The following is a 14,064-nucleotide window of genomic DNA, read 5'->3' as shown; positions in this document are numbered from 1 at the left end:
TTAGGGACAACTGTTTCATTAACTCCGGTTAAATAAACTTTTTGACAATTCAACATACCGCTATAACATTGCTCATAACTTAATAAATAGACATGATCATTATTTGGTTTTTTAGTTGTTTTTAAAACAGGTTTAGTCATTTTTACTAAATGATAAAAGTCTTTAAGAGTAAATGTTATATCACTTTCAAGTGTTTTAAAATAACTTATTAATGTAATTGTATGTTCATTTGTGATCATTTCTTGTTCAATAAAAGAAATAACTGCACTAACATAATCGGTTAAAGTAAGACAGTTTTTAAAAAGATTGTCAAACGGATTTTCTAATGTATTAGTTTCTAAATATTTCTTTTTGATTAAATCAAGATAGTTAACATCATTAAATCTTTTTAACATCTTACTATCTAATAAATCTAAAAGATCATCATTTTGATGATTTAATTGATATTTAATTAAGCTTAAACAAGCTTCTAACTCTCTAAAAATTAAATCTTGATTTAAATTATGGGGAATATTAAAGCTGTCTAAGATATTGACCAGCAAGGTCTGGTATTGTTGACTTGGATAATAGATAGCATAGTCATTAAAATGACGATGATGATCAATTAAATCCTGATATAAATTTAACACTACACTTTCAATCTCGGCTTTTGGGGTAGTTTGAATAATCTTAGCTAACGGACTAGATTGATTAAATCGAGGAGCCTGCAAGGCAAAAGTATAGTTATTTAAATGATTTAAATATGGATCATCGTTTTTAAAAAACTCATCATGATTATTATAAAAACTAAATGGTTTATTTAAATCACGGCTATCATCCTGATCGTTTTTTAAAATAATTACATCGCTATATGTAGCTAATTGTTTAATTAAATTATAGCGGTGTTTTTTAAAGATTTTTTCACTAATAAAATAATAGTGATTGTTTTTTAAAGAATCATTAAACTGATTGAATAGTAATTCTTCTTTAAAAAAACATTTATCTTTAGGGATAGTTTTTAGAAAATGATGATATAAATTAATCAAAGTAGTTATTTTTTGTTTTGATAACTTTGATAATTGATTTAAATCAGGCTGTTTTAATTCTTCTAAATAGAATAAATCAAAGATATTAATGATTTCTTTGATTAGATCCATTTTAGCATTATTATTAAAGATATTGTTATCAGTTTCAATTAATTGTTTAATAATTAAGATTTTATCTAATTTTGATAATGGTTCGATGTTATCAAGATCAAGTTGTTTTAAAAGAATATTGATCAGTTTATTATAAGTAATTATTTGAATATTAAAGAGGGTATTAGTGTATTTAAAAATTGTTTCTTCAAAAAATAGGGGATCATCAACAATTAAATAATAATTATCAAATAAATGCTGATTTGCTTCATTGATGGTTTGTTTCATTAGATGCTCTATTTTAAGATCATAATTTAAACCACGAATTGTTTTTAACATAAGTTACCTCCAAGTGCTTGAATTTAAATAATAAAAGTGAAATTAGGCAATTTCACTTCAAACTGTTTTCTTGATAAATCATTTCCGCTTTTTGATAACTAGCAAAATAGGCTTGATGGTCATCAAAAGTTGGAGCATTGTTTTTAATACCGGTAATTTCTTTATTGATCAGCTTACTTGCAAGCTGGTACATATCTTTCATTAAATCAAAATCTAAACGATTATAGGTACTAACTGTTGACATTGATTCTTGCTGGTTATGTCCACCCCAAAATTTCCATGTCTGATCAACATTGCAATCGGTTAAATAATTGATTACTTGTTTTAAATTATCACGATATTCACTTAATTTTAGACTATGGAATAATTGCATCCAGACACCACAGCCAGAACCGATAGCATCACCAGTATAGATAGTTTTATTATCAGCATCTAAAAAAATCATTGAACCAGGAGTATGACCAGCTAGTAAAACAGCTTCAATTTCAATTCCTCCTAAATCGAATTTCTGGTGTGAATGAAGATCATGAACTTGTTTAAAATCCGGTAAAATAAATTCAGGTGCTAATTTTTGATTATCGAAAAAGACATCACGGTCTAAATGAGAAAGATAAACATCATTAAATTCATTGATAGTACCAATATGATCAATATGACCATGACTACAAACAACAATAATTTCTTTGTCAGTTAGCGATTTGATCGTTGGTAATAATGGCTCTTTAAACAGCCCAAGATCAATTAAAAGAGCTTTTTGTTTACCAATAATTAAATAACAAGAATCTTGATCTTCATCATTGATATAATAGCTATGATCGTTTATTTTTATAGCATCGTATATTTTCATAATTTTCCTCGCTTATTTATCTATAAAAAAGTATAACTGATTTGACAAAAAAAGCAAGCAACATTGAAAAATAAAAAAACCCCAATGGGGTTTAACGGCTCTATTTAACAGTTACGTTTTGAGCTTGTGGTCCACGATCAGATTGGTTAATAGTGAATTCTACGATTTGACCTTCTTCTAAAGTTCTAAACCCTTCAGCGTTGATTGCTGAATAATGAACGAAAACGTCTTTACCGTCTTCATCATTAGTAATGAAACCATAACCTTTTTCTTGATTAAACCATTTTACTTTTCCTGTACTCATTATTGGTACCTCCTTGAAAGATGTGCAAAAAGGAAATACTCTATGTAACTCGTAATCACAAATATCGGATTGTGGTGGTACATAAAGGTAATACAATCTTCTAATACTTGTGATACTATGAAAATTATATTGCTACTTTTGCACTATTATTTTAACACAACCTAAAAAATAAAGCAATAGCGCGTATTTTTATAAACTGTTTGATAATATTTTTTTGATATTAACATCTCTTTAAAAAAATGGTACAATAATTAATAGCTAAACTATAAGGAGGTATATAAAATGCCATTTATTTCATTTACAACTAATCATAAATTAACATTACGTCAAGAAAATGAGATTGCTAAAAGAACAGGAGAATTAATTAGTATTATTCCTGGGAAAAAAGAAGAAAATTTGATGTTACATTTAGAAGACAATCAAATTATGTATTTTGGTGGTGAAGATATCCCATGCATGATGATAGCTGTTAAATTATACAATAAAGCTGATTTAGAAGCTAAAAGAGAGTTTATGGAAAAATTAGTTGTTATGATCAAAGAAACAACTAATATTGATGTAAATAATATTTATGTTTCGTTTGATGAATATCCTAACTGGGGTAAACAAGGAAAATTGGTATAAACTAAAATCTCGCCTAGCTGCGAGATTTTTATTTGTAGTTTTCTAAAATTATTTTTACGACTTCACTTTTAGCATCCGCATATTCTTGTAAATATTTCCAGTTTCGATTAGCTAATTCTCTTTTTTTGTTGGCATACAATGTAAATGCTTCCTGATTATTACGTAGTATATCACGAAAGGCAATCATTCGTTTAGCTTCTAAACAGTCTTTGGAAAAAACATGTAAATTAATTTGTAAACTATTTTTTTTAAACAAACGATGTTCAAACCAGTCTGTTTCTCTAATTCTTAAATAATAATCAGCTTGTTTTAATTTAGGTAAATAGGATTTTTCATCACTAGAATCATCAACCAGTAATAATATGTCAATAATTGGTTTAGCACATAAATTAGCCACAGCAGTTGAGCCGACATGTTCAATTATGGCATCAGGTAAAAGAGCACTGATTATTTTTTTCTCGTTTTCAAAAATTGTTGCCCAATTTTTATCATATTTGGCTAAAACAACTTTTCCATTTACTTCTTGAGGTTTACCGATAGTTACTTTATTTAAATAATCTTCACGTTCAGGTTTCATCTTGTCATCCTCCTTGTAGGTAGTCAATTATAGCACTTTTTTTAAAAAATTACATAAATGATAAAAAATATCTTGCTTTTTAATGAAAATTAGATAAAATAGATATTACGTTAAAACTATTTTTAACGATTATTCATGGCGGACGTGGTGAAGTGGTTAACACACCAGATTGTGGCTCTGGCATTCGTGGGTTCGATCCCCATCGTCCGCCCCAAATTAATAAAAAAAGCACTAAATATCGCTAACTCTAGTATATTTAGTGCTTTTTTATCTTAATTTATAAAAAATTTATTTAATTTTCTTTAAAACTGTTATTCCTAAAGTGGCAATAGCTAATAATATACCATCTTTGTAGTCATCTGTAAATAATGATTTGATTGCTATAATAATAAGTATTAAAACAAATAAAAAATACAGTAAATCAAATTTATTGTATTTTTTAAATGCTTTTTTCATTTTGTTGAACTTGTTTGCTTCCATATTTTAAATCAATTTCCTTTATTATAATTTGATTATATATTTTAAAAGTAGTTTTAGTTTAAGCTTATCATAATAAAAAAAGATGTAAAGAATATAACAAAAAAAAGAGTTTAACTGCCAATAACCTATCATTTTAGGGAACAGGGAGAAGTGAATATGTTAGAATCTTGAAAGATTTAAATAAAAAAGTTTGTTAAAAAAATGATATTTTTTTAATTTTCTCTTTACATTTTATCAAATATTATATATAATCATTCTTGCGTTAAGGGTTAAAGACTCTTAGCTGATAATGTGGCGGACGTGGTGAAGTGGTTAACACACCAGATTGTGGCTCTGGCATTCGTGGGTTCGATCCCCATCGTCCGCCCCATTTTTTTATATTCGTTAATAATTGAGTGTCTATTTTGATAGGCACTTTTTATTTATTTAAAAATTTAGAAATAGCACTTGACCATATAGTTACTATATCCTATATAATTTTCTTAGAAAAAGGGGATGAATATTATGAGAGTTAAAGAAGTTCAGGAAAAAACTAAGATGAGTAAACAGACTATTCTATTCTATGAAAAAGAAGGTTTACTAAAGCCATCACGGGATGAAAATGGATATCGTAATTATAATGAAAAAGATCTAGAAACATTAAAGCTAATTAAAATGTTAAGAGAGATGGACATTAGTTTAGACGAAATCAAAATGATATTATCAGGAAAAATGAGTTTTGGAGATTGTTTAAGTGAAAAAGAAAAATATATGCAGCAAAAAATAACGGAATTGCAAAGTGTTTATGATAAAGTTAATGAACTAAAAGAAAAAGAAATTCCAATTATTCCTGAGTTAAACGAAGTGGAAGTAAAACCTCGTAAAAAGACCTGGGGGTTTCAAAGAGGCAGTAATAAGGTATCTATTGGTAGACGGCTTAGCCAAAAACATTTGCGAAGACAAGCTAAAAGAAATGGAGCAAGTGTATTGATGTTAACGGGCTGTTGTATGATTGGTTATTATAACATGTATGATCAAATTCCTAGTGTTAATATCGTAATAATAATTTTCTTATTTTTTTCAATCTTTTCATTATTTATCTATACTAATAATCCGGTAAGTGGCTATTATATGCATCCAACAAGTGATTTTTTCATTGAACTTGATGAAACAGGCTTAACTGTTTTTCAACCGAAAAACATTTTTGAATATTACAAAAATGTTTATAATGTTATGTTGTTTAATAAATATAACTTTGAATATCATTATTTGTATGAGGACATAAGTTTATTGAAATTATCATCGCACCGAAGAAAAGGGGCGATAACTTTACCGCCATTTACATTAAGTGGTTATACTGTTGATTTTGTTTTAGAATTTAATGATGGCAGACATATTTTCTTAGATAATCCAATTACTTTAGATGATGATTTGAAATTTTTTGCGATTATTTTAAAAAATAAGTGTAAAAATATTGATGATAAAGAAAATATTCTAAATTCATTTGAAAAAGAGATCCATATTGATGAACACATGCAAAAGATATTAGAAGAAAAGTATTTAAAAAAGCATTAATTTTTGATTAATGCTTTTTAAATGCGATAAACAGCAGACATGCGCTGAATTTCTTTTATCAACGTATCTCTTAATTCAACTGGCTTTAAGACTTCAATATGATTTGCTGATTGTAACAAATAATCAAGCAGATCTTCACTGTTTTTAACACCAGCGATTGAAACTTGGATAAAGCGATGAAATTGAGCAAATTCAATTTTATAATTTTTGAAACGTTGAATCATTTTTTCAAAAATTTTATTATTACCTAAATAAACTCGTAGTTCTAAATTAATAATATTTTTGTTGTTTAGTTTTAATGGATCGTTTTCATGCCAAATCTTATCTTTAAATGAATTCATTATCTCTTTGATTTCTTTAGAACAATGGCATGTTTTTAATTCACTGATACGATCTAAACGATAATATTTTAATTCAAAATCATTATCTTTATTAAACTGATAACCAACTACGTAAATTAAATCATCTTTTAGATCAATATTAGTTGGATATAATAAAATAGTATCCTGGTTAGTAATATCAATCAATTCATTATTGATCATATTATATTCTAAACCCTTAAAATTAAGACAAGCAAAGTTATCAATTGCATTAATGACTAGCTTTAAATTATTATAGATAATATCACTATTAGCAATAAGATCATTATTTTCAATTAAGTGATAGTGATTGATACGATAAACAGAACTGTCAGCTAATACTTTATCAATTAAGTTAGGTCCATTTTCAAAATATTTGACTTTATTTAATAATTTTGCCAGAATGATCAACTGGGCATCACTATAAAATGGTTTTTCGACAAAGGACCCTTTCTTTTGTTTAGTTACATAATTAATTTTACCACCACTAGTTCCTTTTAAAGGATGAATTAAACAATCTTGATGTTCATTGATAATATGATCAAAAGCTTTAATAGATTCAATATCTGACTTAATTGTATTTCCAGAAACTGAAGCACTAATGCCATTAATTTTGTCAATTAATTCTTCTCGAGAAAGGGCATGATTTTCATCAGTTAGTCTTTTGAGTAAATATTGGATTAATAAAATTCTTGTACCGTTACTAATTTCTCCCATTTTCTTCCCTCCAAAGTTTATTTTACTTTATCTTACAAAATATGTAAAATCACAAATTAAAAATAAGATTAATTATTTGTTGTTTTAATTAGAATGTCTAAATAATTTTTTATTTTTAAGTTTTTTATGAATAAATTAAATAAAAAGATATAAAGAAATTTCTTTATACCTAAATAATTAGATATGAAACGTCTGTTTCAAAATTAATCGAATTAAATTCACTAGCATAGGTAGTATAAGTTTCTTGATGATCATCATTATCAATAATTGTCATGATAAATTCATAGTCATAACATAGATCCATAATATTTTGCATTCCTTGATATGTGATACTATAATGTAAATAATTATTATCTTCCGTATTAACTTCTAACTTAGCCCGTTTTGGATATATATCCCAATCAATTAATTTACCATCAACACCCCATTCCATTAAAATAAAAGTAATAGGATCAATAATACTATCATCAAATTTTTCTTTTGCTTTAATGGTTATATATAAATTACAGTACATAAATCTTCCTCCCTATTAAAATATATTATATCAAAATGCATTTATCTATATGTGGGAAATTTTTGGGAATATTATGAAAAAATAATGTCTTTTAAACAGCCAAAGAATTCTCGTAAATAGTAATGCAAAGCAGTATCGTCATGTTCTTTAGCAGCATAAGTATCAGCGTTTAAATTATATTTATTAGCTAATAGCATACTGCGATAACAATGAAAACCGTTAGTTATTATTAAAACATGGTAATCTTTTTTATCACTTATTGTTTCAATTAGTTGTTTACTAAAAAGAATATTTTCATTAGTATTAGTGCTTTGGTCTTCTTCAATAATAATTGATTCATCAACACCATGATCAATTAAATACTTTTTCATTGCCGTGGCTTCACTAATATCCTCGCCACTTCCTTGACCGCCACTGACAATAATTTTAGTATCGGGAAATTTTTGATGATATTCAAGGGCTGCATCAAGACGATAGGTTAGTAAAGGTGCTGGCGATGACCCGTATAAACGCGCTCCTAAGATAATAATAAAATCACATTTTTGTTCATACTTGTGGCGAGATTGAACAATGATCAAAGTTTCAATTATCAAGAAAATAGAAACACCAATAATTATTAATCCTTTGATACTATAATTTATTCCTTTAGGTAACTTTGATAAAATACTGATTTTATATTTTAATTCAAAAAAACCATAAACCCAGGTAATAAAAGTGAAAATCGGATAAATAAAGTATGTAGTATTAAATTTAGAATTTAATACTAATAAAATAAAGTAGATGATTGATAATATTCCTAAAATAATTAAAAGATAATCAAATGGATAACAATTCCTTTTCATAGTAAAAACTCCTTTTTTCTATTCTATCATGTTTTTACATTAATATTTCTTAATATTTTTTAAATATTAGTTAATTGTTATATTTGATATAATATACTTTTATCTAAGTAAAGTAGCGGAGTTAAAAATACCAAATTTTTGGTGATTTCTAAAATGACCCAATATTGAAAAATTTTGGGTTTTTATGTATAATTATGTCGATGAGGTGATTTTTTATGAGCAAGTATCAATCGATTTTTCAACATATCCGCGATGAAATTTTAAACGGTAAGATTGAAGCTAATACTTATCTTCCTAGTGAAAGCGAACTGCAAAAAAAATTTAATGCTTCACGTGATACAATTAGAAAAGCATTAGATTTATTACTTCGAAACGGTTATATTCAAAAAGAAAAAGGTAAAGGATCATTAGTACTGGACGTAGATAAGATTGATTTCCCAGTTTCTGGAGTAATGAGTTTTAAAGAATTAAAAGATACAATGAGTGAAAATGTCATAACCCATGTTCATAAATTTGTTAAATATCCGGTAGATGATAGAATGAAGCGCGAACTATACATGGAAGATGGCGATGTATATGAAATTGTCAGAATTAGAGAAATTGATGGTGAAAAAGTTATTTTAGATACTGATTATTTAAATGCTCAAGTTATCCCTGATTTAAAAATTGAACATGCTCAAAATTCTTTATATGAATATATTGAAGGAACATTAGGCTTGAAAGTAAGCTTTGCGAAAAAAGAAATAGTAGTTGTTCCGGCTACTGATGAAGAAAAAAAATTATTAGATATGCACGAATACGATTTACTTGTTTGTGTTAAATCATATACTTATTTAGAAGATGCTACATTATTTCAATATACAGAATCAAAGCATCGTCCTGATAAATTTAGATTTGTCGATTTTGCAAGAAGAACACCATAGGACCATTGTTTAATGGTTCTTTTTTTATTAAATAATATTTTTGATGATATAGGGTAAAAAATAGTTACCTTTTTTTGGTGCTTAAAAGAGATTTTTTGAAAATGAAAACGTTTATAAAAAAATTTAAAAAAACTTATTTTTATTATTGACAACATATACGTACAGGTGTAATATAATAGTTGTCAATGAAACGTATACGTACAAGTCGAAGAAAGAGAGGCGGAAGGAAACAAATGGAAATTTTACACTTAGCATTTGATAAACAAAGCGTAACAATAACTGGTCAAGGACAAGAAGAAACAGTTGCAGTTGCTAGTGGAATCGATATGACATTGGTTAATCAAATTGTTGATTGTTTATCACATTTTCCAGCTTATGATGGAGCAGTTGTTTATGGATGCGAAAACACTATTTTTACAGACAGTAAAAAAAGTTATGATTTGTTGCAAGTTTTAACTGAAACAACAAATAAACCATTTGCTTTAGCAAACGGTGAAGATGAAACAACTTTAGTAAACCAGGCAAGAGAAGATTATATTTGGAATTTAGAGTATGTTGGCTATAATCCTGGTAAAGACGAATATTCAGTTGAATCATTATTAACAATTGGAAATGGTTATTTTGGGTTAAGAGGGGCCTTAAGTGAAATGAAAATTTCTAATGACCATTATCCAGCAACTTATTTAGCGGGGTTATATAATCAGGCTAAATCAATGATCGGAGAAACAGAAGTTTCTAATGAAGATTTTGTTAATGCTCCAAATGGTCAATACATTTCAATCAAAGTAGACGATGAATTATTGGACATCAGCCAAAAATTGATCTCTTTAGTTAGAAAACTTAATTTAAAAAATGGTTTATTTACTAGTGAAATGGTAGTCGAGTTTGCAAGTGGAAAACAAGTAAAAGTTGCTACTGCAAAAGTTGCTAACATGGAAAATACTCGTGAATATGCGATTAAATATGCCTTTACACCATTAAATTTTGCTGGTGATATCGAAGTTATTTTTGAAATTGATGGAGATGTTTATAACTACAATGTAGAAAGATATCGTAGTCTAGAACAACATCATCTAGATATTTTAAAAACAGCAGCTGATGGTAAACAGGCAGTGCTTGTAGCTAGAACTAAACAATCACAATTTACAATCGTACAACATAGTGAATTAATGGGAGAAGCTGTCGACAATAATGAAGTAATTAATACAGTTTCTAATGATAAAGTGGTTCAATCAATTACAGTAAATGCTAAAGAAAATAAAACAGTTACTGTCGAAAAATACGTTCATATTGAATGTCTAACAAATCAAGAAATTGAAAAAACTGATGAAGCAGTTAATAATGAATATCCAGCTAAAAGCTTTGATGTAATGTTGGAAGAATCAACTAAAGCTTGGGATAAGTTATGGCAAAAATCGGATATTACAGTTGATGGTGATTTAATGTCACAAAAATTATTGCATGTGCATACTTATCATTTACTAGTATCAGCATCACCAAATGGTAATAAAGGATTAGATGCTTCAATTACAGCAAGAGGGTTACATGGTGAAGCATACAGGGGACATATTTTCTGGGATGAAATCTTTATTTTACCATTCTATATCGTGCATTTCCCAGAAACTGCTAAACAGATCTTAAAATACCGTTATGATCGTTTACCAGCTGCTAAACAAGCTGCTAAAGATGCTGGATATCAAGGAGCAATGTTTCCATGGCAATCAGGATTGGATGGAACAGAACAATCACAAGATATCCATTTAAATCCAATGAGTGGTAAATGGGATAAAGATTATAGCCGTTTACAACGCCACGTTTCATTAGCGATTGCTTATAATGTCTGGCTATATTGGAATAATACTCATGATAATCAATATTTAAAAGATTTTGGTGGCGAATTATTATTAGAAATTGCTCATTTCTGGCAAAGTGGGGCTACTTATGATCAAGAAACAAATCGCTATTATATTGATAAAGTAATGGGACCTGATGAATTCCATGAAACATATCCAGGAAGTGAAGAAGGCGGATTTAAAAACAATGCCTATACTAATATGATGGTTGTCTGGTTATTTGAATTCGTTGATCAATTAGAAAGTATTTTAGGTAGCGAAGCATTAGATACTATTTTAGCTAAAACAGATTTAACTAAAGCTGATTTAGAAGAAATGGATGCGATTAAAGGAAAATTAGGTTTAGATATTAATGATGAGGGAATCATTGGTCAATATGAGGGGTACTTTAATTTAAAAGAAATAGATTGGGATTATTATCGTCAAAAATATGGAAATATCTATCGTATGGACCGTATTTTAAGAGCTGAGGGAGAGTCAGCAGATGATTATAAGGTTGCTAAACAGGCTGATACATTGATGGTTTTCTATAATTTTGCTAAAGAAAAAGTTGATGGAATTTTAGCTGATTTAAATTATCAGTTACCTGATGATTATTTAACTAAAAATCTTCACTATTACTTAGATCGAACATCACATGGTTCTACTTTATCAAGAGTTGTTCATTGCCAGTTGGCAGCAATGATCGGTGATCAAGAAATGGCCTGGCGTTTATATCAAGAAGCTTTATATTCTGATTATCAGGATATTCAGGGGGGAACAACAGCTGAAGGAATCCATGCTGGGGTTATGGCAGCAACTGTTTACATTACTTTATCTACTTTTGCAGGAATTGATATTCGTGAAGCTAAATTAGCCTTAATGCCTAATTTACCAAAACAATGGGATCGAATTCAATTTAATGTTGATGTAAATGGCGTTAATTATCAATTTGATATTACTGCTAATACTTGCAAAGTTATGGCAAATAAAGATGTAGAAATTTCATTTATGGAAAAACCAGTACAATTGGTAGCTAATAAAATGGAAAGTTTAGAATATTAAAAGGAGTATATGACTGTGAAAAAGGGATTAGTTTTTGACTTAGATGGTGTTATTACTGATACAGCAAAATTCCACTATATTGCCTGGAAAGAATTAGGGGAATCAATTGGAATTGAAGTTGATTTAGAATTCAATGAGCAATTAAAAGGAATCAGCCGCATGGATTCTTTAGATCGTATCTTAGTTCATGGTGGTAAAGAAAATGATTATACTACTGAAGAAAAAGAAGAAATGGCTGCTTCTAAAAACGCTAATTATGTAAAATTATTAGACGATTTAACACCCAATGATTTATTACCTGGTGTAAAGGATTTTCTAGATCAAGCTAAAGAAAGAAAAATTCCATGCTCTTTAGCTTCTGCTTCTAAAAATGCACCATTTATTCTAAAAAAATTAGGTGTATTTGAGTATTTTGATGCAATTGTCGATCCAGCTACTTTAAAGAAAGGGAAACCAGATCCTGAAATCTTTATTAAAGCGGCTGAATTGATTGGCCTTGATCCAGCAGAGGCAATTGGTTTTGAAGATGCTAAAGCTGGTATTGAAGGAATCAAAGGAGCAAATATGTATGCTATCGGTGTTGAAGGTCATGAACCATTAACTGGTGCCGATATGACAATTAAAAGTTTTGAAGAATTAGATATTGATCAATTAATGAATGTGTAATTTGGATAACTCTCTTCGTTTAGATAATAGTTAGTTCATATATTATTTACCTCTTGTTCATATTAATCATAAATTTATTTCAACTAAAACGAAGAGAGTTGATTTTGATAAATTGGATAGCTTATAAAAATAAATAATATAAATTCAAAGGAGGAAAAAAGAATGGGGAAATTTGAAAAAGACGCTAAAGATTTGTTAGAGTATGTTGGTGGTAAAGAAAATGTTAATGCAGTTACACATTGTGTTACTAGAATGCGTTTCGTTCTAGCCGACCCTAAAAAAGCTGATATTGACAAAATTGAAGCATTACCATCGGCAAAAGGTACTTTTACACAATCAGGGCAATTTCAAGTAATTATTGGAAACGAAGTTTCTGAATTCTATAACGATTTCGTTGCTGTAAGCGGTATCGAAGGGGTAAGTAAAGAAGCGGTTAAAGATGCTTCAAAAGGACAACAAACATTAATTCAAAGAATTATGAGTAACTTAGGAGAAATCTTTGCACCATTAATTCCAGCATTGATTTGTGGTGGGTTGATCTTAGGTTTTAGAAATATTATTGGAGAAATTAATTTCTTTGAAAACGGAACACAAAGTTTAGCAGATGTTTATCCGTTTTGGCAAGGAACATATAATTTCTTATGGTTGATTGGTGAAGCAGTATTCCATTTATTACCAGTAGGAATTGTATGGTCAATTACAAAGAAAATGGGTACTACGCAAATTCTAGGAATTATCTTAGGGTTAACATTAGTATCACCTCAATTATTAAATGGATTTAGTGTAGCATCAACTGCTGCTAAAGATATTCCAGTATGGGATTTTGGATTTGCTCAAGTACAAATGATTGGATATCAAGGTCAAGTTATTGCTGCCATGATGGCTGGATTTGTCTTAGTATATTTAGAAAAATTCTTTACTAAAATTACACCGGCAGTTATTAGTATGATCATTGTTCCTTTCTGTTCATTAGTACCAGCAGTAGTTATTGCTCATACTGTAGTTGGTCCAATTGGATGGGCAATTGGTAACTTTATTGCAGATGTTGTTTATGGTGGTTTAACTTCAGATTATGGTGTTTTATTCGCATTAGTATTTGGTTTAGTATATGCACCAATCGTTATGACTGGTTTACATCACATGACCAATGCTATCGATACAACTTTATCTAATATGTTTGGTGGAACTATTTTATGGCCAATGATCGCTTTATCTAACATTGCTCAAGGTTCAAGTGTTCTTGCTATGACAGTTTTACAAAAAGATAATGAAAAAGCACAACAAGTTAACGTTCCGGCATGTATTT

The 14,064-nt window shown here is 28.6% G+C and carries 13 protein-coding genes, 2 tRNA genes and 1 pseudogene; 8 read left to right on the top strand and 8 right to left on the bottom strand.

The features are described from left to right. From J7M77_RS06215 to J7M77_RS06205, 3 genes and pseudogenes are all read right to left on the bottom strand, one after another. Positions 1-1,454: pseudogene (locus J7M77_RS06215) on the bottom strand (hypothetical protein); the annotation flags it as partial. 52 nt (positions 1,455-1,506) lie between these two features. Then, the gene (locus tag J7M77_RS06210; protein WP_296876967.1) at positions 1,507-2,301 is read right to left on the bottom strand and encodes an MBL fold metallo-hydrolase; all 795 of its coding nucleotides are present in this window, start codon (positions 2,299-2,301) and stop codon (positions 1,507-1,509) included. 100 nt (positions 2,302-2,401) lie between these two features. Then, the gene (locus J7M77_RS06205) at positions 2,402-2,605 is read right to left on the bottom strand and encodes a cold-shock protein (protein ID WP_296876966.1); all 204 of its coding nucleotides are present in this window, start codon (positions 2,603-2,605) and stop codon (positions 2,402-2,404) included. Between the two features lie 282 nt (positions 2,606-2,887). Between J7M77_RS06205 and J7M77_RS06200 the strand changes: the two genes are divergently transcribed. Further along, entirely contained in the window at positions 2,888-3,229 is a 342-nt protein-coding gene (locus J7M77_RS06200) for a phenylpyruvate tautomerase MIF-related protein (protein WP_296876965.1), read from the top strand. 28 nt (positions 3,230-3,257) lie between these two features. Here J7M77_RS06200 and J7M77_RS06195 read toward each other — a convergent pair whose 3' ends face one another. Beyond that, positions 3,258-3,806, bottom strand: coding sequence for a GrpB family protein (locus J7M77_RS06195; RefSeq protein ID WP_296876964.1), 549 nt, complete (start codon positions 3,804-3,806; stop codon positions 3,258-3,260). 138 nt (positions 3,807-3,944) lie between these two features. Here J7M77_RS06195 and J7M77_RS06190 point away from each other — a divergent pair. Continuing rightward, positions 3,945-4,020, top strand: a tRNA-His gene (locus J7M77_RS06190). A 74-nt stretch (positions 4,021-4,094) separates the two neighbouring features. Here J7M77_RS06190 and J7M77_RS06185 read toward each other — a convergent pair. Then, positions 4,095-4,262 (bottom strand): hypothetical protein, encoded by a 168-nt coding sequence (locus J7M77_RS06185; protein WP_296876963.1) that lies wholly within the window; start codon positions 4,260-4,262, stop codon positions 4,095-4,097. 318 nt (positions 4,263-4,580) lie between these two features. On the opposite strand from J7M77_RS06185, the gene J7M77_RS06180 reads away from it, so the two are divergent. Continuing rightward, positions 4,581-4,656, top strand: a tRNA-His gene (locus J7M77_RS06180). Between the two features lie 134 nt (positions 4,657-4,790). After that, positions 4,791-5,840 carry a MerR family transcriptional regulator gene (locus J7M77_RS06175; protein ID WP_296876962.1) on the top strand — a complete coding sequence of 350 codons (1,050 nt, stop codon included), beginning with the start codon at positions 4,791-4,793 and terminating at the stop codon, positions 5,838-5,840. A 17-nt stretch (positions 5,841-5,857) separates the two neighbouring features. On the opposite strand, the gene J7M77_RS06170 is transcribed toward J7M77_RS06175, so the two are convergent. From J7M77_RS06170 to J7M77_RS06160, 3 genes are all read right to left on the bottom strand, one after another. Further along, positions 5,858-6,916: a WYL domain-containing protein gene (locus J7M77_RS06170; protein ID WP_296876961.1), complete on the bottom strand. Its 1,059-nt coding sequence runs from the start codon at positions 6,914-6,916 to the stop codon at positions 5,858-5,860. Between the two features lie 169 nt (positions 6,917-7,085). After that, on the bottom strand, positions 7,086-7,430 hold the full coding sequence (locus tag J7M77_RS06165) for a hypothetical protein (RefSeq protein WP_296876960.1): 345 nt from the start codon (positions 7,428-7,430) through the stop codon (positions 7,086-7,088). Positions 7,431-7,501: 71 nt separating this feature from the next. Beyond that, entirely contained in the window at positions 7,502-8,272 is a 771-nt protein-coding gene (locus J7M77_RS06160) for a YdcF family protein (RefSeq protein ID WP_296876959.1), read from the bottom strand. A gap of 215 nt (positions 8,273-8,487) precedes the next feature. Here J7M77_RS06160 and treR point away from each other — a divergent pair, with 215 nt between their 5' ends. The 4 genes from treR to treB form a co-directional block, all read left to right on the top strand. Then, positions 8,488-9,195 (top strand): trehalose operon repressor, encoded by a 708-nt coding sequence (treR, locus tag J7M77_RS06155; RefSeq protein WP_296876958.1) that lies wholly within the window; start codon positions 8,488-8,490, stop codon positions 9,193-9,195. Between the two features lie 233 nt (positions 9,196-9,428). Next, entirely contained in the window at positions 9,429-12,092 is a 2,664-nt protein-coding gene (locus J7M77_RS06150; protein ID WP_296876957.1) for a glycoside hydrolase family 65 protein, read from the top strand. A 15-nt stretch (positions 12,093-12,107) separates the two neighbouring features. Then, a complete protein-coding gene (gene pgmB / locus J7M77_RS06145; RefSeq protein ID WP_367236822.1) occupies positions 12,108-12,758 on the top strand; it encodes a beta-phosphoglucomutase in 651 nt (216 codons plus the stop codon). A 162-nt stretch (positions 12,759-12,920) separates the two neighbouring features. Then, the coding region (gene treB, locus J7M77_RS06140) for a PTS trehalose transporter subunit IIBC (RefSeq protein ID WP_296876955.1) at positions 12,921-14,064 on the top strand (1,144 nt) is incomplete at its 3' end.

This window comes from Thomasclavelia sp. (assembly GCF_017889095.1).
In the GTDB taxonomy this organism is placed as follows: Bacteria; Bacillota_I; Bacilli_A; order Erysipelotrichales; family Coprobacillaceae; genus Thomasclavelia.
The sequence above is the reverse complement of the archived record's forward strand: the minus strand, read 5'-3'. Positions and strand labels throughout refer to the sequence as shown.